The organism is Pseudomonas brenneri, assembly GCF_007858285.1.
Lineage (GTDB): Bacteria > Pseudomonadota > Gammaproteobacteria > Pseudomonadales > Pseudomonadaceae > Aquipseudomonas > Aquipseudomonas brenneri.
In genome coordinates this window covers 95,144-114,435 of the sequence record NZ_VFIL01000008.1, presented here as the reverse complement: position 1 = coordinate 114,435, position 19,292 = coordinate 95,144, and the positions used below count along the sequence as shown (strand labels likewise).

General features: G+C 61.7%; 17 protein-coding genes and 1 pseudogene. 17 read left to right on the top strand and 1 reads right to left on the bottom strand.

The window, feature by feature from the left end; translation table 11 throughout:
• Positions 1–209: 209 nt before the first annotated feature.
• From FJD34_RS28885 to trxC, 7 genes and pseudogenes are all read left to right on the top strand, one after another.
• A pseudogene (locus FJD34_RS28885) lies at positions 210–932 on the top strand (MCP four helix bundle domain-containing protein); the annotation flags it as partial.
• A 30-nt stretch (positions 933–962) separates the two neighbouring features.
• Positions 963–1,835 (top strand): methyl-accepting chemotaxis protein, encoded by an 873-nt coding sequence (locus FJD34_RS28880; RefSeq protein WP_411736497.1) that lies wholly within the window; start codon positions 963–965, stop codon positions 1,833–1,835.
• A 304-nt stretch (positions 1,836–2,139) separates the two neighbouring features.
• Positions 2,140–2,550, top strand: a complete 411-nt coding sequence (locus tag FJD34_RS18560) for a hypothetical protein (RefSeq protein ID WP_090292807.1) — start codon at positions 2,140–2,142, stop codon at positions 2,548–2,550.
• Positions 2,551–2,830: 280 nt separating this feature from the next.
• Positions 2,831–4,573, top strand: coding sequence for a potassium/proton antiporter (locus FJD34_RS18555; RefSeq protein WP_032862142.1), 1,743 nt, complete (start codon positions 2,831–2,833; stop codon positions 4,571–4,573).
• A gap of 70 nt (positions 4,574–4,643) precedes the next feature.
• Positions 4,644–7,982, top strand: a complete 3,339-nt coding sequence (gene mscK, locus FJD34_RS18550) for a mechanosensitive channel MscK (RefSeq protein ID WP_032862143.1) — start codon at positions 4,644–4,646, stop codon at positions 7,980–7,982.
• A 48-nt stretch (positions 7,983–8,030) separates the two neighbouring features.
• Positions 8,031–9,494: a protein adenylyltransferase SelO gene (selO, locus tag FJD34_RS18545; protein WP_032862146.1), complete on the top strand. Its 1,464-nt coding sequence runs from the start codon at positions 8,031–8,033 to the stop codon at positions 9,492–9,494.
• A 75-nt stretch (positions 9,495–9,569) separates the two neighbouring features.
• Positions 9,570–10,004: a thioredoxin TrxC gene (gene trxC, locus FJD34_RS18540; RefSeq protein WP_032862147.1), complete on the top strand. Its 435-nt coding sequence runs from the start codon at positions 9,570–9,572 to the stop codon at positions 10,002–10,004.
• Between the two features lie 113 nt (positions 10,005–10,117).
• Here the strand turns inward: trxC and FJD34_RS18535 are convergent, their stop codons facing one another.
• Positions 10,118–10,888, bottom strand: a complete 771-nt coding sequence (locus FJD34_RS18535) for a ParA family protein (protein ID WP_029296134.1) — start codon at positions 10,886–10,888, stop codon at positions 10,118–10,120.
• Positions 10,889–11,233: 345 nt separating this feature from the next.
• Between FJD34_RS18535 and FJD34_RS18530 the strand changes: the two genes are divergently transcribed.
• The 10 genes from FJD34_RS18530 to FJD34_RS18485 all read left to right on the top strand — a co-directional run bounded on the left by FJD34_RS18530 (position 11,234) and on the right by FJD34_RS18485 (position 19,208).
• A complete protein-coding gene (locus tag FJD34_RS18530) occupies positions 11,234–11,953 on the top strand; it encodes a beta-ketoacyl synthase chain length factor (protein ID WP_065942905.1) in 720 nt (239 codons plus the stop codon).
• Positions 11,929–12,741, top strand: coding sequence for a lysophospholipid acyltransferase family protein (locus FJD34_RS18525; protein WP_032862150.1), 813 nt, complete (start codon positions 11,929–11,931; stop codon positions 12,739–12,741). Before FJD34_RS18530 ends, FJD34_RS18525 begins: the two co-directional genes overlap by 25 nt.
• The gene (locus FJD34_RS18520) at positions 12,719–12,988 is read left to right on the top strand and encodes a phosphopantetheine-binding protein (RefSeq protein ID WP_032862152.1); all 270 of its coding nucleotides are present in this window, start codon (positions 12,719–12,721) and stop codon (positions 12,986–12,988) included. The genes FJD34_RS18525 and FJD34_RS18520 overlap by 23 nt, the downstream gene beginning before the upstream one ends.
• 9 nt (positions 12,989–12,997) lie before the next feature.
• Positions 12,998–13,252 carry an acyl carrier protein gene (locus FJD34_RS18515; RefSeq protein WP_032862153.1) on the top strand — a complete coding sequence of 85 codons (255 nt, stop codon included), beginning with the start codon at positions 12,998–13,000 and terminating at the stop codon, positions 13,250–13,252.
• On the top strand, positions 13,249–13,794 hold the full coding sequence (locus FJD34_RS18510) for a COG4648 family protein (protein WP_032862156.1): 546 nt from the start codon (positions 13,249–13,251) through the stop codon (positions 13,792–13,794). Before FJD34_RS18515 ends, FJD34_RS18510 begins: the two co-directional genes overlap by 4 nt.
• A complete protein-coding gene (locus FJD34_RS18505) occupies positions 13,791–15,461 on the top strand; it encodes an acyl-CoA synthetase family protein (RefSeq protein WP_032862158.1) in 1,671 nt (556 codons plus the stop codon). The genes FJD34_RS18510 and FJD34_RS18505 overlap by 4 nt, the downstream gene beginning before the upstream one ends.
• Positions 15,462–15,592: 131 nt before the next feature.
• Positions 15,593–16,327, top strand: coding sequence for a glycosyltransferase family 2 protein (locus FJD34_RS18500; protein ID WP_032862161.1), 735 nt, complete (start codon positions 15,593–15,595; stop codon positions 16,325–16,327).
• Complete coding sequence (locus FJD34_RS18495) at positions 16,324–17,262, top strand: LpxL/LpxP family acyltransferase (RefSeq protein WP_065942907.1); 939 nt, start codon at positions 16,324–16,326, stop codon at positions 17,260–17,262. The genes FJD34_RS18500 and FJD34_RS18495 overlap by 4 nt, the downstream gene beginning before the upstream one ends.
• The gene (locus FJD34_RS18490) at positions 17,243–18,787 is read left to right on the top strand and encodes an HAL/PAL/TAL family ammonia-lyase (protein WP_032862165.1); all 1,545 of its coding nucleotides are present in this window, start codon (positions 17,243–17,245) and stop codon (positions 18,785–18,787) included. The genes FJD34_RS18495 and FJD34_RS18490 overlap by 20 nt, the downstream gene beginning before the upstream one ends.
• Positions 18,780–19,208, top strand: coding sequence for an acyl-CoA thioesterase (locus FJD34_RS18485; RefSeq protein ID WP_032862167.1), 429 nt, complete (start codon positions 18,780–18,782; stop codon positions 19,206–19,208). Before FJD34_RS18490 ends, FJD34_RS18485 begins: the two co-directional genes overlap by 8 nt.
• Positions 19,209–19,292: the final 84 nt, after the last annotated feature.

The following is a 19,292-nucleotide window of genomic DNA, read 5'->3' as shown; positions in this document are numbered from 1 at the left end:
ATCCTGGCGCGCAGCCTTGATTGCACGGGGCAGGCCACGCTTGCGAGCCTTAGTGACTGCATTTACGCCATCTGGTTCCTGAATCCATTCCGATCCACCGAGGGTGCGACAAAAGCGCGCAGCCCCTCAAGACTTTAGTCGTACGTCCGATAGGTCATGCATACCCCGCCTCAACGCCGCACGGATCGCGCCTCTCCCAGGACCATTGCATGTCTCTTCGTAATATGAATATCGCGCCGCGCGCGTTTCTCGGCTTCGCGTGCATTGGTGCGCTGATGTTGTTTCTCGGTATTTTTGCCCTGAACCAGATGAGCAAGATCCGTGGCGCCACCGAAGACATCACCCTGCGCAGCGTGCCAAGCATTCGCGCCCTCGATGACTTCACCCAACTGACCCTGCGCCTGCGCGTGCTGTCCTACCGCTTGCTGACCAACCGCGAACCTGAGGTGCAACAAAAGACCCTGGAAGCCTTCGAACTGCGCAACCAGCAGATCCGCGAAGCCCAGACTGTCTACGAAAAGCTGATCGACAGCCGTGAGGAACGTTCAGCCTACGACGATTACGTGCGCCTGTTGGGCCAGTACCGCCAGATTGAAGAGCGGATGAAGAGCCTGTCGCGCAACAACCAGACCGAAGAGCTGCGTACCTTGCTCAACACCGAACTGTTGAGCAACTCCGAGGCGGTCAACACGGTCCTGACGCGCCTGCTGGACATCAACAATTCGATGGCCAACGACAGCAACCAGAAAGCCGCCGATCAATATGATTCAGCCTTTGACCTGGTGGTTGCCTTGTTGGTGCTGGCCACGGCGCTGACAGTGCTGTTCGCCTGGCTGCTGACACGCAGCATCACCCTGCCCATCGCCCAGGCCCTGGACGCCGCCGAGAACATTGCCGAAGGCAACCTGACCCGGCCGATCAAGGTCGATGGCGACGACGAAGCCGGCCGCCTGTTGCGGGCAATGAATAAAATGCAGGAAAAATTGCGCGACACCCTGCAGCGTATTTCCGGCTCGGCCACCCAGCTCGCCTCGGCAGCGGAAGAACTGAACGCCGTCACCGACGAAAGCGCTCGCGGCCTGACCCAGCAGAACAACGAGATCGAACAGGCGGCCACTGCGGTCAACGAAATGACCAGCGCCGTCGAAGAAGTCGCGCGCAATGCCGTCAGCACCTCCGAAGCCTCGAAAAACGCCACCACCTCGGCCGGCGACGGGCGTGATCTGGTGCAGGAAACCGTCAGCGCCATCGAGCGCATGAGTGGTGACGTGCAAGGCACAGCCACCTTGATTGGCGCCCTGGCCGAAGAGTCCCGGGACATCGGCAAGGTGCTGGACGTGATTCGCGGCCTGGCCGACCAGACCAACCTGCTGGCCCTGAACGCCGCCATTGAAGCAGCCCGCGCAGGGGAAGCCGGCCGCGGCTTTGCCGTGGTTGCCGATGAAGTGCGGGCCCTGGCCCATCGCACCCAGCAGTCCACCAGCGAAATCGAGCGGATGATCGGCAGCATCCAGGCCGGTACCGAACAGGCGGTGGACTCGATGCGCAACAGCACCGAGCGTGCCGAATCGACGCTGAATATCGCCAAAGGCGCAGGAATATCCCTGGATACCATCAACAGCGCGATCGTCGAAATCAACGAGCGCAACCTGGTGATCGCCAGCGCAGCGGAAGAACAGGCGCAAGTGGCGCGGGAAGTGGACCGCAACCTGGTGAACATTCGCGACTTGTCGGTGCAATCGGCGACGGGTGCCAGCCAAACCAGTGCGGCCAGCAACGAGTTGTCGCGCCTGGCGGTGGATTTGAATGGGATGGTGGGGCGTTTTCGGCTCTGATTGAAATAATGAAGAATGGAGGGCATCAACCTCCATTCTCAGCCCGAAGCATTTCAAGCGAGTTTGTATTTATATAAACCCCTCCTTCCAACCAACTCATCGCACGCCGAACTATTCAATAGCCCGCCAAGTACTTCCCTCCCAAGAAAACCCACTATAAAAATAATATCAAAAACGCAAACATTCGAAACACACCCGCCATGGCAAATAAAAAGTCAGTCATGGAATACTTAATTCTCGCACTAGCGAAAATCAAACCATTTAATTCGGGACACACATTCAAACAAAGAGAGAGTAAAACATCATGACCATTTCGAGCGTGAACACCTTAGAAACAGCCTCATCCATTCAGGACTCCTCCACCACCCCAGCGGACACAGCCCGCGGCATCAGAGTAAGCCCCAACGATACAGGAGGAAACACCTACTCGATCTACGGCCCATCCGACCCAAGCGCCGGTTCTCATAAAATCTATGGTTTCCAAACCGGCAACGATCGCATAGACCTTTCTGACACTCTGAAACACATGGGGCTGGACTCTTTCACCATCCAGACCCTAGGTCCTGATGCCATAAAAAAACCGGGCGACACGTTTTTGAACTGGGACTCGGAAGAAGGTAAAACCCATATTTTTGTGCTCGGCCGGCAGCCTCTTAGCATTACTGTAGAAGGGCAAGTAAAGAATGGAGACCTTGTCGGTTCCAGCTGGACGTGACCATCCTACTAAAGTTGTCCAAGCCAATAACAGACAGACCACTCAACTAGACATACAAGTTCATGCCTTTCAATTGGCGCATAAAAACCAACTCTGACCGTACAAACACATATTGATTTGATAAATAGCCGCAGGCCTGCGACGAGTACTGGAACTGCCCGCCATTTTATAGGCACAACCTGAAAGCTTTTGACAGCGCAGCAATTCAACAGGTTAGAATCGCTGGCACGCAGACTGCATGGTCAGTCTGCGCCTCGCCTTTCTTTCCGGAGTACTGCCTTTGAATGCAACAACCATCAACAGCCTGTTCTTGATCGGCGCGTTGCTGGTAAGTGCGAGCATTCTGGTGAGTTCTCTTTCGTCCCGCCTGGGGATTCCGATCCTGGTGATCATCCTGGCCGTGGGCATGCTCGCCGGCGTCGATGGCGGCGGGATTATTTTCGATAACTACCCGACCGCGTACCTGGTGGGCAACCTGGCATTGGCAGTGATCCTGCTCGATGGCGGCTTGCGTACGCGGGTCGCTAGTTTTCGCGTGGCACTGTGGCCAGCCCTGTCGCTGGCGACCGTGGGGGTGTTGATTACCACCGGCCTCACTGGCATGGCGGCGGCCTGGCTGTTCGACCTCAATATGATCCAAGGCCTGCTGATCGGCGCCATCGTCGGCTCCACCGACGCCGCCGCCGTGTTCTCGCTGCTGGGCGGCAAGGGCCTGAACGAACGGGTCAGCGCCAGCCTGGAAATCGAATCCGGCAGCAACGACCCCATGGCGGTGTTCCTCACCGTGACCCTGATCGACATGCTCGCCAGCGGCCAGACCGGCCTGCACTGGAGCCTGTTGACCCACCTGATCCGCGAATTCGGCATCGGCGGCATTATCGGCCTGGGCGGCGGCTGGCTGATGCTGCAATTGGTCAACCGCATCAACCTGGCCAACGGCCTGTATCCGATCCTGGTGATCGCCGGCGGCCTGTTCGTCTTTGCCCTGACCAACGCCTTGCACGGCAGCGGCTTCCTGGCCGTGTACCTGTGCGGCCTGGTGATCGGTAACCGCCCGGTACGCAGCCGCCACGGGATCCTGCATATGCTCGACGGCATGGCCTGGCTGGCGCAGATCGGCATGTTCCTGGTGCTGGGCCTGCTGGTCACGCCTCATGACCTGCTGCCGATCGCCCTGCCGGCCCTGGGCCTGGCGCTGTGGATGATCCTGTTTGCCCGGCCGCTGTCGGTGGCGGTTGGCCTGCTGCCGTTCAAGGCGTTCCATGGCCGCGAAAAAGTGTTTATCGCCTGGGTCGGCCTGCGCGGCGCGGTGCCGATCATTCTTGCGGTGTTCCCGCTGATGGCCGGCCTGCCCCACGCCCAACTGTATTTCAACCTGGCGTTCTTTATCGTGCTGGTGTCGTTGCTGGTCCAGGGCACCAGCCTGCCTTGGGTCGCCAAGTTGCTGAAAGTGACGGTACCGCCCGAGCCCGCGCCGATTTCCCGGGCGGCCCTGGAAGTGCACGTCACCAGCGAGTGGGAGCTGTTCGTCTATCGCCTGGGTGCCGAAAAATGGTGCATCGGCGCCGCCCTGCGCGAGCTGAAAATGCCCGAAGGCACGCGGATCGCTGCGTTATTTCGTGGCCAGCAACTGCTCCACCCGTCGGGTAGTACAGTGCTGGAAGTCGGTGATCTGCTCTGTGTCATCGGCCATGAACACAACCTCGCCGCCCTCGGCAAACTGTTCAGCCAGGCACCACAACGGGGCCTGGACCTGCGCTTCTTCGGTGATTTCGTGCTGGAAGGCGACGCCCAGTTGGGCGCGGTATCGGCACTCTACGGGCTCAAGCTCGACGGTATCGACCCGGACATGCCGCTGGGCCAGTTCATCACCCACAAAGTCGGCGGTGCGCCGATTGTTGGCGACCAGGTGGAGTGGAACAACACCATTTGGACCGTCGCGGTGATGGAGGGGAACAAGATCGGCAAAGTCGGCGTCAGATTCCCCGAAGGAAGTCGCCCGGGCCCCGGACTCTTCCTCTAAACTGCGGGGCGACGGCGTGCCATTGGATGCCAGGACGCCCCCTACTCTTCATCTTGTTCGACCGGTCTCTATGACAATCCTGCGCACTTTTTTAGCCACTGCCCTGCTCGGCCTGAGCCTCTGCGTCAGCCCTGTGTATGCCGCCGACCCGCCGAGCACCGAGAGTGTCCAGCAGACCCTGGACAAACTGCCTGACCGAAAATTGCCTGACGCCGACATGAAGGCGCTGCAAAACGTACTGCAGCAGACCCTGACATTCCTCGGCAACAAGCAGGATTACGAGCAACGCCTGGCCGATCTCAAGCGCCAGCTGGAAGACGCCCCGCGCCAGACCACGGAAAACGCCCGCGAACTGACCCGGCTCAAGGCCAGCAAGGTCGTCCCGGTCGCGCAGCGCTATGCCAGCCTGCCAATCCCGCAACTTGAACAACTGCTGGTGCAGCGCAGCACCCAGCAAGGTGATCTGCAAAAGGAGCTGGCCGACGCCAACAGCTTGAGCATCGCCGCCCAGACCCGGCCCGAGCGCGCCCAGACCGAGATCAGCAACAGCCAGACGCGCATCCAGCAAATCAACGCCACCCTCAAGGCCGGCAAGGACAATGGCAAACCCCTCACTAGCGACCAGCGCAACCTGCTGAACGCCGAACTGGCGGCGCTCAATGCCTTGATCCCGTTGCGCCGCCAGGAGCTGGCAGGCAACAGCCAACTGCAGGACCTGGGCAACAGCCAGCATGACCTGGTGGTGGAAAAAACCGCGCGCATGGAACAGGAAATCCAGGACCTGCAGACGCTGATCAACCAGAAGCGCCTGGCCCAGTCCCAGGAGACCGTGACCCAGCAGTCCATCGAAGCGCAGAAGGCCGGCGGCAGCAGCCTGCTGGCGACGGAAAGTGCAGCCAACCTGAAACTCTCTGACTACCTGCTCAAGAGCACCGACCGGCTCAATGAGCTGACCCAGCAGAACCTGCAGACCAAGCAGTTGCTGGACAACGTGACCCAAAGTGACTCGGCCCTGGACGAGCAGATCAACGTGCTCAAGGGCAGCCTGTTGCTGTCGAAGATCCTCTACAAGCAGAAGCAGGCATTGCCGCGCCTGAAGGTCGACCGCGACCTGGCCGACGATATTGCCAACATTCGCCTGTACCAGTTCGAGGTCAACCAGCAGCGCGAACTGATCAGCTCGCCGAGCACTTACGTCGAAAACCTGCTGGCCAATCAGCCAGAGGATCAGGTCACCCCGCAATTGCGCCGCACCCTGATGGAACTGGCCGTGACCCGCAGCGACCTGCTGGAGCGCCTGAGCCGGGAACTGAGTGCGCTGCTCAATGAATCCATCACCCTGCAGTTGAACCAGAAGCAACTGCTGAGTACCGCGTCCAGCTTGCGCGCGACCCTCGACGAACAGATGTTCTGGATCCCCAGCAACAAACCGCTGGACATCGAATGGCTGGAAACCGTACCCAACCGCCTGGAAAAGCAGGTCGACACCCTGCCCTGGGCTTCCAGCCTCAGCGAGTTGTATGACGGTCTGACCCAACGCCCGCTGCTGTTTTTACCCCTGCTGCTGTTGATCGGCGCACTGTTGTGGCGGCGCAGCAACCTGTACGAGCGCCTGAAAAAGATCCACATGGATATCGGTCACTTCAAACGTGACAGCCAGTGGCACACTCCCATCGCAATTCTGGTCAACATCTTCCTGGCTCTGCCGGTGAGCCTCGGCCTGGCGCTGTGCGGCTACGCCCTGCAAATCGACGCCCGTGGGCAGAACGCCAACCTGGGCATGGCCCTGGTGCAGATCGCCCAGGCATGGCTGGTGTTCTACACCGCCTATCGGATCCTGGCGCCGGGCGGTGTGGCCGAGCTGCATTTCCGCTGGGAAAAACCCCAGGTCGAATTCCTCCAGGGCTGGATCCGTAAGCTGGGGCTGGTGGTCCTGGCGCTGGTGGCCGTGGTGTCGATCGCCGAACATCAACCTGCCGCCCTGGCGGACGATGTGCTGGGTATCGCCGTAGTCCTGACCTGTTATGGGCTGATGGCCTGGCTGCTCAGCCGCCTGTTGCTCAACAGCCCGACCCATGAGAAAGCCTCGCTGTTTCGCAAGCTGGTGGGCGTACTGTTTACCGCGCTGCCTATCGCCCTGTTTATCGCCGTGTGCTTTGGCTACTACTACACCGCCCTCAAGCTCAGTGATCGCCTGATCAACACCCTGTACCTGTTGATGTTCTGGCTGGTGATCGAAGCCACCTTCGTCCGTGGCCTGAGCGTTGCCGCGCGGCGCCTGGCCTACTCCCGGGCCCTGGCCAAGCGCCAGGCTGCCAAGGAAGCCGGCGATGGCGAAGTGGTGGTCGAAGAGCCGACCCTGGACATCGAGCAGGTCAACGAACAGTCCATGCGCCTGATTCGCCTGGCCCTGCTCGGCGGCTTTATCGCTGCGCTGTACTGGGTCTGGTCGGACCTGATCTCGGTGTTCTCCTACCTGGACAACGTCACCCTCTACGAATACACCAGCGGCACCGGCGCCAATATCAGCATGGTGCCCATCAGCATCGGCGACATGCTCGGCGCACTGATCATCATCGGCATCACCTTCGCCCTGGCGCGCAACCTGCCGGGGCTTCTGGAAGTGCTGGTGCTGTCCAAACTCGACCTGGCCCAGGGCAGCGCCTACGCCACCACCACCTTGCTGTCGTATGTAATTGCCGGCGTGGGTTTCGTGTCCACCCTGTCGACCCTCGGGGTGAGCTGGGACAAGCTGCAATGGCTGGTGGCGGCACTGTCGGTGGGCCTGGGTTTCGGCATGCAGGAGATCTTCGCCAACTTCATCTCCGGCATCATGATCCTGTTCGAGCGCCCGGTACGGATTGGCGACACCATCACCATCGGCAACCTGTCGGGCACGGTGAGCAAGATCCGTATCCGCGCCACCACCATCACCGACTTCGACCGCAAGGACATCATTGTCCCGAACAAAACCTTCATCACCGGGCAACTGATCAACTGGTCGCTCACCGACACCATCACCCGAGTCACCCTCAAGCTGGGCGTGGACTACGGCTCCGACCTGGACCTGGTGAAGGAATTGCTGCTCAAGGCCGCCAGGGATAACCCACGGGTACTGAAAGATCCGGAACCCCACGTGTACTTCCTCAACTTCGGCGAAAGTACCCTGGACCACGAATTGCGCATGCACGTACGCGACCTGGGCGACCGGAACCCGGTGATCGATGAGGTCAACCGCTTCATCAACCGTGAGTTCAAGAAGCAGAGCATCAACATTTCGTTCCGCCAGATGGAGGTCTACCTGAAGAACCTGCACGGCCAGGAATACAAGCTGGTGGAAATCGAGCCCCTGAGCAAACCGGCGAATGACGGTTCGCCACAACCACCACCGCCCACCAAACTCGACTAACCGCGCTATCCCCAGCAGAATGCTCGGACATTCTGCTGGAGACGGCCAGTGAAAGCCCTCGACGAACTGACCTTCGACAACCGCTTCGCCCGCCTGGGCGATGGTTTCTCAACCCACGTCCTGCCCGAACCCATCGACGCCCCGCGCCTGGTGGTGGCGAGCAATGCGGCCATGGCCCTGCTTGATCTCGACCCGGCTATCGCCCAAACACCGGTATTCGCCGAACTGTTCAGCGGCCATAAGCTGTGGGCCGAAGCCGAACCGCGGGCGATGGTCTATTCAGGGCATCAGTTCGGCTCATACAACCCGCAACTGGGTGATGGCCGGGGCTTGCTGCTGGGCGAGGTGTATAACGCCGCTGGCGAACACTGGGACTTGCACCTCAAGGGCGCCGGGCAAACGCCCTACTCACGCATGGGCGATGGCCGTGCGGTGCTGCGCTCCTCGATCCGCGAGTTTCTCGCCTGCGAAGCCTTGCATGCCCTGGGCATTCCCAGCAGCCGCGCCCTGTGCGTGATCGGCTCCGACACCCCGGTGTGGCGCGAAAAACAGGAGCGCGCCGCGATGGTCCTGCGCCTGGCACCGAGCCATATCCGCTTTGGGCACTTCGAATACTTCTACTACACCCAGAAAACCGAGTTGCACCAGCAACTGGCCGAGCACGTCCTGAGCCTGCACTTCCCCGAGTGCCAGGAACAACCCGAGCCCTACCTGGCGATGTTCCGCGAGATCGTCGAGCGCAACGCCGAACTGATCGCCAAATGGCAGGCCTATGGCTTCTGCCATGGGGTGATGAATACCGACAACATGTCGATCCTGGGCATTACCTTCGACTTCGGGCCATTTGCCTTCCTGGATGACTTCGACGCCCATTTCATCTGCAACCACTCCGATCACGAAGGGCGTTACTCCTTCAGCAACCAGGTACCGATTGGCCAATGGAACCTCAGCGCCCTGGCCCAGGCGTTGACGCCGTATATCAGCGTTGACGCCCTGCGCGAAACCCTCGGCCTGTACCTGCCGCTCTACCAGGCCCACTACCTGGACCTGATGCGCCGCCGCCTGGGCTTGACCAGCGCCGAAGACGACGACCAGAAACTGGTGGAGCGATTGCTGCAATTGATGCAGGACAGCGGCGTGGACTACACCTTGTTCTTCCGCCGCCTGGGGGATGAGTCCGCCGCACTGGCCGTGGCGCAGTTGCGCGATGACTTTGTTGACCTCAATGGGTTCGATACCTGGGCAGACCTATACAAAGCCCGTGTCGAGCGCGATGGCAACAGCCCCCAGGCAGAACGCCGCGAGCGGATGCACGCAGTGAACCCGCTGTACATCCTGCGCAACTACCTTGCACAAAACGCCATCACCGCCGCCGAGTCAGGCGACTACCATGAAGTGCGAAGGTTGCATGAGGTGTTGAGCAAGCCATTTGAAGAACAGGCGGGAATGGAGCAATACGCGCAGCGGCCGCCCGATTGGGGCAAGCATTTGGAGATCAGTTGCTCCTCTTGAGGGCACTGTTGCTTGATAAGTCTTCGCAACGGCTCCAAATAACAATCATTGGCCACATCAACCACAGAGCCCACCATGTCCGATCCCCTGGTAATCCCCTGCCCTCATTGCAACGGCCTCAACCGCATCCCCCACGAACGCCTGGGTGATGCGCCCAAGTGCGGGCGCTGCAAGCAGCCGGTGCTGCTGAACAAACCGTTTGACCTGAAACAGGGCGACTACTCCAGCCAGATCAAGGGCGATTTGCCGCTGCTGGTGGATGTGTGGGCCGAGTGGTGCGGGCCGTGCAAGTCGTTTGCGCCGGTGTTTGAACAGGCGGCTGGGCAGTTGGCGGGCAAGTGCCGCCTGGCCAAGCTCGATAGCGAGGCCAACCAGCAACTGTCGGCGCAATTGGGGATTCGCTCGATACCCAGCCTGATCCTGTTCAAGAACGGCCGGGAAGTGGCGCGCCAGAGCGGGGCATTGGCGTTACCACAGTTGATGAGCTGGTTGCGCAGCCAGGGAGTATGACCCCCTCACTGTAGGAGCCGGCTTGCCGGCGAAGAACCCGAGAACAATACGGGGCACCAGATGCCCCGCGTTATTGTTGGCGCTTTTCGCCGGCAAGCCGGCGCCTACATGGATCAGGTGTTTTCCAGCAGGTTATGCAGTTCCACGAACTGTCGGGTGAGTTTGTGTCGCGGGTCGAGGTGGATCAGCGGTTTGCTTTCCTGGTGGGACTCACGCATGCGCACCGAGCTGGCCAGGTACACCGGCAGCACCGGCAGGCCTTCGGCAATCAACTCATCGAGCATTTGCTGTGGCAGGCTCGCCCGGGCCTGGAACTGATTGACCACGATGCCTTCCACTTCCAGGCCTTCGTTGTGGTCGTCCTTGAGTTCTTCGATTTCCGCCAGCAGGCCGTACAGCGCCTGGCGCGAGAAGCTGTCGCAATCGAACGGGATTAATACGCGATCAGCTGCAATCAGCGCGGAAACCGCATAGAAGTTCAAGGCCGGCGGCGTATCCAGGTAAATTCGGTCGTAATCCTCGGCCAGCTCATCGAGCAGCTTTCGCAGCTTGTTGATCTTGTGCTTGGCCTCAAGCTTGGGCTGCAGGTCTGCCAGTTCTGCGGTGGCGGTGATGACGTGCAGGTTGTCGAAGGGGGTTTCGTAGATATCGACCTGGTTTTTCTTCGAAAACGGCCCGGAAGACAGGGTCTGCTTGAAGAAATCGGCAATGCCCATGGGGATATCGTCGCCCGTCAGTCCCGTCAGGTACTGGGTCGAATTGGCCTGCGCATCGAGGTCCACCAACAGGGTTCGATAGCCTTCACTGGCGCTGACTGCCGCCAGATTACAGGCGATGCTGGATTTGCCAACACCACCTTTTTGATTGAACACCACGCGCCGCATGGAAAAACCTCCGTGTATCAATGAATGATCGAGTGTAGAGGGCAAAAGCGCCGGTTAGCTACCTTGTTCACTCCTGTACTACAACATCGACGGCTAGATCTCACCTCACAAACCTGTAGCGGCCCTACAAAGTAGGAGCCTTCTGATATTCGCCCCCACCGCCATAACGGACAATCAGTGATTCTTTTCAGAAAATTTGTAATATCCCGTGAACAATTCTTTACCAAAGTTTGCTAGAACCCCACCGCACCGGGATAATGCGCGCCACTCGGCCATCGCGCCATGCCCTGGTTTCATGGGCAATTTGCAGCACAAGGAAGCCCGCAGGGGCGGGATATTTTCTCAGTGATCAACTTCAACATCGCCCAATGGCGCGCCTGGGCCCCTGGGCTCGACAGCGTGGATGCCTGGCGCGACTGGTGCCAGGCCCCGACGTTGCTGGCCCAAAGCGATGCTGCTCCCGATGTGTCGTTTCTGCCCGCCATGCAACGCCGGCGCCTGAGCCGCCTGGCCCGGATGGCCTTCAGTGTCGGCTGGCCATTGGCCGAAGGCCTGCAGGACCTGCCACTGGTGTTTGTTTCACGCCATGGCGAAACCCCGCGCACCCTGGATATCCTCAGCGACCTGGCCAATGACCAGCCCCTGTCGCCCACCCAGTTCAGCCTGTCGGTACACAACGCGGTGATTGGCCTGTGGTCGATCCTGCGCAATGAAACCAGTGAAATGACCGCCCTGGCCGCAGCAGGCGATGGCCTGGAGCACGGTATGCTGGAAGCCGCAGCCCTGCTCAACGAAGGCGCACCGGCCGTGCTGCTGGTGATCACCGAAGAACAGCCACCCCAAGCCTATGCCAGTTGGATCAACGACGTGCCGTTCCCTTACGCCCTGGGCCTGTTGCTGACCCCAGGCGACGAATGGCAACTGGCGCTGCACACCGCGACTGTCCAACCGACCAACACCCAGTGGCCTCACGCCCTGAACCTGCTGCGCACCCTGCTCACCGAGCAAGGCGCCTGCCAACATGCCTGGAAGAACCGAGTATGGAACTGGCAACGCAAACACTGACCGACAAACCCCGGGACGCCTACTACTGGCGCCTGTTTGCCACGGCGGCCAGCTTCACGCTGTTTGGCCTGGGCGGCCTGTGCCTGCGCCTTCTGGTGTTTCCGCTGCTCAGTTGCCTGCCGGGGGACGCACAGCAGCACCAACGGCGGGCGCGCCTGACCATCGGGCGGTTGTTCTGGTTCTTTATCAACATGATGCAGCGCGCCGGCATCCTGACCTACAGCGTTGAAGGCGCTGAGAAACTCGGGCGCCCCGGGCAGATGATCATCGCCAACCACCCGTCGCTGATTGACGTCGTGGTGCTGATCGGCCTGGTGCGCCAGGCCAATTGCGTGGTCAAGCAAAGCCTCTGGCAGAACCCCTTCACCCGCGGCCCGGTGAGCGATGCCGGCTATATCAGCAATGACGGCAGCATCGACATGCTCGATGCCGCAGCGGGCGCCCTGCGGGGCGGCCAGACCCTGATTATCTTCCCCGAAGGCACCCGCACCGTGCCAGGTGCAGCGCCGGCCTTTCATCGCGGGGCCGCCGCCATCGCCCTGCGGGGTGCGACAATCATCACCCCCGTGGTGCTCAAGGTCAGCCCGACCACGCTGACCAAGGCCGAGCCCTGGTATCGCATCCCCCACCGCCGCTTTCACTTCAGTTTGCAGGTGGGTGCCGATATAGACCCACAGGTGTTTGCCTCACAAGGGCCCGCACCCCAGGCCTCACGCAAGCTCAACGATTACCTGCATCACTATTTCATTAAGGAGCTCGCCGAAGATGAGCAATCCCAACAGCCTTGAGCACGAAATTAAAACCCTGATCATCGAGGCCCTGGGCCTTGAAGACATCGACGCCTGCGACATTGGCAGCGAGCAAACCCTGTTCGGCGAAGGCCTGGGCCTGGATTCGGTAGATGCCCTGGAATTGGGCCTGGCGATCCAGAAAAAGTACGGCATCAAGATCGATGCCGACGCCAAGGACACCCGCAATCACTTCATCAACGTGGCCAGCCTCGCGGCGTTCGTCACGGCCAGACAGGCAGCTTGAGACTTAACCATGCAAACTCGTGACGATATCTTCAACACCCTGCGCGATGCCTTGGTGGAATTATTTGAACTGGACCCGGCACGGGTCACCCTCGACGCCAACCTGTACCAGGACCTGGAAATCGACAGCATCGACGCGGTGGACCTGATCGACCACATCAAGCGCCAGACCGGCAAGAAAATCGCCGCCGAGGAGTTCAAGGCTGTGCGTACGGTCAACGACGTGGTCGAGGCGGTCTACCGTCTGGTCCAACCGGCCGCATGAGCCGGCTGATCGGCCTTGGCCTGTTGCTGGTAGGGCTGCTGTATCCTTTTGCGGTGTATTACGGCACGGAGCATTTCGCCCCGTGGCAATTCGGCCTGCTGCTGGCCAGCCTGTGGCTGCTGCGCGCACTGACCGGTGCCCGGCGCCCCGGCAGCGGCTGGATGGCCTTTGTAGCGGTCGTGTTTTGCCTGCTGCTGGCCTGGTTCGACAACCCGCAGATGCTGCGCTGGTACCCCAGCCTGGTCAGCGTCTTCATGTTGGCGCTGTTTGGCCTGAGCCTGAAATACGGCCCGCCGATGGTCGAGCGCCTGGCACGCCTGAGCGACCCGCAATTGCCCGAGAAAGCCATTGCGTACACACGCAAGGTCACCGTGGTGTGGAGTGTATTTTTCTTGTGTAACGGCCTGCTCGCCGCCGCGCTCACCCTGTGGGCACCGCTGAGCTGGTGGATGTTGTACAACGGTCTGATCGCCTATGGCTTGATGGGCCTGTTGTTTGCCGTGGAATGGCTGGTACGACAAAGGGTTCGAGGCCGCGTATGAATTGGGTCAATCTTGAGCACCTGTTGCTTGAGCCTGTGCAACTGCGTTCGGTCACCACCGAGCCTTCGATGAGTCACGCACAGCTGTGTGAGCGGGCCCTGAGCCTGGCGGCCGGGCTGCAAACCCGTGGCATCCAGCGCCTGGCCGTCCATCTGACCGATGCCGGCCTGCTGGCTGTGGCCTTGCTAGGTGCCTGGCGTGCCGGGGTCAGCGTATTGCTGCCTGCCGACCTGCAACCCCAGACCCGCCAACGCTGGGCCAACGAGGTGGACGCCTGGCTGAGCGAAGCCGACGACCTTGAGGCGCTCTACCAAACGCCGCTCAGCGCCGCAGCCCTCGACCTGGAGGTGTGCCAATTGAGCCTGTGCACCTCCGGCTCCAGCGGCGCCCCCAAGCGCATCGACAAAACCCTGCGCCAACTGGCCAATGAGGTCCAGGCCCTGGAAACCCTGTGGGGGGCCGACCTCGGCCGGGCGTGCATCATCGGCAGCGTCGCCACCCAACACATCTACGGTTTGCTGTTTCGCGTGCTGTGGCCGTTGTGCGCCGGCCGTACCTTTGTGCGCCAGCAACTGCCGTTCCCGGAAGACTTGCAACGCGCCAGCCGCGAGCAGCCGCACTTTGCCTGGGTCGCCAGCCCGGCGCTGCTCAAGCGCATGGGCGACAACCTCGACTGGCCGGCACTGAGCCAGGTCAAGCGGGTGTTTTCCTCCGGTGGCGCACTGCCCGCAGACGCTGCCCAGAGCCTGCAGCAACGCCTGCAACAGTGGCCGACCGAGATCCTCGGCAGTTCGGAAACCGGCGGCATTGCCTGGCGCCAGGGCCAAACGCCGTGGCAGCCGTTTGCCGGAGTGCAACTGAGCCAGGACGCCGACGGTGCGTTGCGCATTGCCTCGCCGTACCTGCCGGCCGGGCATGTGGAGCAGACCGCCGACGCCGCCCTGATCCACGCCGACGGGCGCTTTGAGCTGCTGGGACGGCTGGACCGGATCGTCAAGCTGGAAGAAAAACGCATCTCCCTGCCGATGCTCGAACAAGCCCTGGCGGAGCACGCCTGGGTCGCCGAGGCACGCCTGGGCGTGGTCCAGGAAAACCGCGCCTCGCTGGGCGCCCTGGTGGTCCTCAGTGGCGACGGCCTGCACGCCTTGCGTAACCAGGGCCGGCGCACCGTCACCCAGACCCTGCGCCAACACCTGGGCCAACACTGCGAAGCCCTGGCCCTGCCCCGCCGCTGGCGCCTGTTGCGCCAGTTGCCGCTCAATACCCAAGGCAAGCTGCCCCAGGCGCAAGTCGAGGCACTGCTGTTGGCGCCTCGGCCCAAGGCCCCGGAAGTCCTGGCGCAAACCGAGAACGACGGCGAATGGACTCTGCAGCTGAGCATCCCGCCGGACCTGGCCTATTTCAGCGGACACTTCCCGCACACACCGGTGCTGCCGGGAGTGGTGCAGGTGGAATGGGCGTTCAATCTGGGCCAGCAACTGCTCGACCTACCGCCGACCTTTGCCGGCATGGAAGTACTCAAGTTCCAGCAACTGGTACGCCCCGGCGATGTGATCGAACTGCACCTGCGCTTTGATCGTGAGCGAGGCAAGTTGTACTTCGCTTATCGCAATGACAGTGCGGCATGTTCCAGCGGGCGAATTTTGCTGGAGAATTTTCATGCATAGGTTGGGTGAGCGCTGCGCGCTCAATCGCGGGCAAGCCCGCTCCCACATTGGTTTCATGCCAAACACAAATCCAGTGTGGGAGCTGGCTTGCCTGCGATGCAGTCGACTCGGTCCATCAGGCGTCCACCACCATGCATAACCCCTGCGCCCTGATCCCGGTCTACAACCACGAAGCCGCCGTGCCCGCCGTGGTCCGCAACTTGCTGGACCACGGCCTGCCCTGCCTGCTGGTAGACGATGGCAGCAGCCCGGCCTGCGCCGCGGTGCTGGCGCAACTGGCGAGCCTGGATAACGTATCGCTGCTGACCCTGCCCACCAACCAGGGCAAGGGCGCAGCGGTGATGGCGGGCTTTCGCGAAGCCGCGCGCCTGGGCTTCACCCACGCCCTGCAAGTGGACGCCGACGGCCAGCACGACCTGCGCGAAGTCGCACTGTTTCTCGACGCCTCGCGCGCGCACCCCGACGCATTGATCTGCGGCTACCCCGAATACGACGACAGCGTGCCCAAGGGCCGCCTCTACGCCCGTTACCTGACCCACGTCTGGGTGTGGATCAACAGCCTGTCGTTGCAGATCCGTGATTCGATGTGCGGGTTTCGTATCTACCCACTGCCACCGGTACTGACGCTGATGGACTCGGCGCGGATCGGCAAGCGCATGGATTTCGACTCCGACATCGTGGTGCGCCTGTCGTGGCGCAACCAGCCGATGCGCTGGCTGCCGACCAAGGTGCATTACCCGGCCGATGGCCTGTCGCACTTTCGGATGGTCCACGACAACGCGCTGATTTCCTCGATGCACACCCGGTTGTTCTTCGGCATGTTGGTGCGCGCGCCGATGATCCTCTGGCGACGGTGGCAGGCATGAGCGACACCCCCCGGCATTGGGCCGACCGCCAGGAGCGCGGCAGTTTCCGGCTGATGAAATTCACCGCGTTCGCCGCCAGGGTCCTCGGCCGCCGCGTGTTGAGCCCGCTGCTGTATGGCATCGTCCTGTACTTTTTCGTGTTTGGCCGTGCCGCCCGCCAGAGCATCTGGCAATACCAGCAGCGCCTGGCCGACTGGAGCGGGCGCGACGACCTGCGCCCCAGCCACACAAGGGTCTTTAGCCAGTTCATGGCCTTTGCCGACGCCTTGCTGGACAAGCTCGACGTATGGAACGGCAAGCTGCGCCTGGAACAGATCGAAATCATCGACCCGGCGCAGCTGCGCGGGCAACTGCGCGGCGAGCGCGGGCAGATGCTGGTAGGGGCGCACCTGGGCAACCTGGAAGTGTGCCGCGCCCTCGCGGAGCTTGGCGAGAAAGTCACCATGAACGTGCTGGTGCACACCAAGCATGCCGAACAGTTCAACCGCCTGCTGGGTGAAGCCGGGGCGAACAACTTGCGACTGATCCAGGTCAGCGAGCTGGACCCGGCAGTGATGCTGCTGCTCAGCCAGCGCCTGGACGACGGCGAATGGCTGGCGATTGCCGGTGACCGCGTACCATTGCACGGTGGACGCACGGTGCGCGTGGACTTCCTCGGCCATGACGCGGCATTCCCCCAGGGCCCGTGGCTGCTGGCAGGCCTGCTCAAATGCCCGGTCAACCTGCTGATGTGCCTCAAGCACCAGGGCCGCTATCGCCTGATCATCGAGCCCTTTGCGCAATTGATCGAATGGAAACGCAGCGACCGCCAGCACGTGATCGCCCACTGGACCGCCCGCTATGCCGAGCGCCTGGGCCAGTTCTGCCTGCAAGCGCCCCAACAATGGTTCAACTTTTACCCTTTCTGGAAGACCGATGACGACGCATCTGCTTGAGCCGGTAACCTTCGGCGAACTCCCTTTGCGCATCGAAGACGTGCTGGCCCTGGCCAACCGTCAGGCGCCTACCCGCCTGCAAGACGATGCCGGTTACCGCCAGCGCATCGCCAAGGGCGCGCAGTTCCTCGATTCGCTGCTGGACAAGGAAGGCGTGATCTACGGCGTGACCACCGGCTACGGCGACTCGTGTGTGGTGGCGGTACCGTTGCAGCATGTCGAGGCTTTGCCGCGTCATCTGTACACCTTCCACGGCTGCGGCCTGGGCAAGCTGCTCGACGCCCAGGCCACCCGTGCGGTGCTGGCGGCGCGCTTGCAGTCACTGTGCCATGGCGTGTCCGGGGTGCGGGTTGAACTGCTGGAGCGCCTGCATGCGTTCCTTGAACATGACATCTTGCCGTTGATCCCCGAAGAGGGCTCAGTGGGTGCCAGCGGCGATCTGACGCCGCTGTCGTATGTGGCTGCGACCTTGTCCGGCGAGCGCGAAGTGCTGTTTCGCGGCGAGCGCCGCCAGGCTGGCGATGTGCATCGCGAACTGGGCTGGACCCCGTTGGTGCTGCGGCCCAAGGAAGCTCTGGCACTGATGAACGGCACCGCAGTGATGACCGGCCTTGCCTGCCTGGCCTTCGCCCGCGCCGACTACCTGCTGCAACTGGCCACACGCATTACCGCGTTGAATGTGGTGGCGTTGCAAGGCAACCCGGAGCACTTTGACGAGCGCCTGTTCGCCGCCAAGCCGCACCCCGGCCAAATGCAGGTCGCGGCCTGGTTGCGCAAGGACCTGGCCATCGACGCCCCGACCGCGCCGCTGCACCGCCTGCAGGACCGCTACTCGCTGCGCTGCGCGCCCCACGTCCTTGGCGTGCTGGCCGACAGCTTGAGCTGGCTGCGTTCGTTTATCGAGATCGAACTCAACAGCGCCAACGACAACCCGATCATCGACGCCGAGGCCGAGCGCGTGCTGCACGGTGGGCATTTCTACGGCGGGCATATCGCCTTTGCCATGGACAGCCTGAAAAACCTGGTGGCCAACGTCGCCGACCTGCTCGACCGGCAACTGGCACTGCTGGTGGACGAGCGCTACAACCATGGTTTGCCGAGCAACCTGTCGGGCGCCCCGGCGGATCGCGCGATGATCAACCACGGCTTCAAGGCCGTGCAGATCGGCACCAGCGCCTGGACCGCCGAAGCGTTGAAAAACACCATGCCGGCCAGCGTGTTCTCGCGCTCCACCGAGTGCCACAACCAGGACAAAGTGAGCATGGGCACCATTGCCGCCCGCGATGCGATCCGCGTGCTGGAGCTGACCGAACAGGTCGCCGCCGCTACCTTGCTCGCCGCCAACCAGGGCGTGTGGCTGCGCGCCCAGGTCGCCGATGCACGTCCGTTGCCGCCGGCCCTGGCGGCCATGCATATCGAGCTGGCCAAAGACTTCCCGCCAGTCATTGAAGACCGCGCCCTGGAAGGCGAACTGCGCCTGTGCCTGCAACGTATCGCCGCGCAACACTGGAGGCTGCATGCGTAGCCCCGGCGTATTGCACAGTGACACACAGATTCTCGTGCCGTTCTTCGACATCGACACGATGAACGTGGTCTGGCATGGCCATTACGTGAAATACCTGGAAATCGCCCGTTGCGCGCTGCTGGACAAGCTCGGCCATAACTACACGGCCATGCTTGAGTCGGGCTACGCCTGGCCGGTGATCGACATGCAACTGCGCTACGTGCGTGGCGCCACCTTTGGCCAGACTCTCAACGTGCGCGCCAGCCTGGTGGAATGGGAGAGCCGCTTGAAGGTCAACTACCTGATCACCGACCTTGCCAGCGGCGAACGCCTGACCCGCGCCAGTACCGTGCAAGTGGCCGTCGAAATTGCCAGCCGCGAAATGCAGTTGGCCTCGCCCAAAGTATTCACTGACGCCGTCGAAAGGGCCCTGAAATGCTGACCCCTGTAGGAGCGGGCTTGCCCGCGATGGTCGCCAACGATAACGCGGGACGCCTGACACTGCGCGGCGCCCTCAGGTTTTTCG

What these genes read in the sequence shown, in the direction of transcription:
- FJD34_RS18485 (WP_032862167.1), top strand. Translation starts at nt 18,780, where the DNA reads ATGCGTAGCCCCGGCGTATTGCACAGTGACACACAGATTCTCGTGCCG.
- FJD34_RS18515 (WP_032862153.1), top strand. Translation starts at nt 12,998, where the DNA reads ATGCAAACTCGTGACGATATCTTCAACACCCTGCGCGATGCCTTGGTG.
- FJD34_RS18490 (WP_032862165.1), top strand. Translation starts at nt 17,243, where the DNA reads ATGACGACGCATCTGCTTGAGCCGGTAACCTTCGGCGAACTCCCTTTG.
- mscK (WP_032862143.1), top strand. Translation starts at nt 4,644, where the DNA reads ATGACAATCCTGCGCACTTTTTTAGCCACTGCCCTGCTCGGCCTGAGC.
- FJD34_RS18520 (WP_032862152.1), top strand. Translation starts at nt 12,719, where the DNA reads ATGAGCAATCCCAACAGCCTTGAGCACGAAATTAAAACCCTGATCATC.
- FJD34_RS28880 (WP_411736497.1), top strand. Translation starts at nt 963, where the DNA reads ATGAATAAAATGCAGGAAAAATTGCGCGACACCCTGCAGCGTATTTCC.
- trxC (WP_032862147.1), top strand. Translation starts at nt 9,570, where the DNA reads ATGTCCGATCCCCTGGTAATCCCCTGCCCTCATTGCAACGGCCTCAAC.
- FJD34_RS18495 (WP_065942907.1), top strand. Translation starts at nt 16,324, where the DNA reads ATGAGCGACACCCCCCGGCATTGGGCCGACCGCCAGGAGCGCGGCAGT.
- FJD34_RS18560 (WP_090292807.1), top strand. Translation starts at nt 2,140, where the DNA reads ATGACCATTTCGAGCGTGAACACCTTAGAAACAGCCTCATCCATTCAG.
- FJD34_RS18500 (WP_032862161.1), top strand. Translation starts at nt 15,593, where the DNA reads ATGCATAACCCCTGCGCCCTGATCCCGGTCTACAACCACGAAGCCGCC.
- FJD34_RS18505 (WP_032862158.1), top strand. Translation starts at nt 13,791, where the DNA reads ATGAATTGGGTCAATCTTGAGCACCTGTTGCTTGAGCCTGTGCAACTG.
- FJD34_RS18510 (WP_032862156.1), top strand. Translation starts at nt 13,249, where the DNA reads ATGAGCCGGCTGATCGGCCTTGGCCTGTTGCTGGTAGGGCTGCTGTAT.
- FJD34_RS18525 (WP_032862150.1), top strand. Translation starts at nt 11,929, where the DNA reads ATGGAACTGGCAACGCAAACACTGACCGACAAACCCCGGGACGCCTAC.
- FJD34_RS18535 (WP_029296134.1), bottom strand. Translation starts at nt 10,888, where the DNA reads ATGCGGCGCGTGGTGTTCAATCAAAAAGGTGGTGTTGGCAAATCCAGC.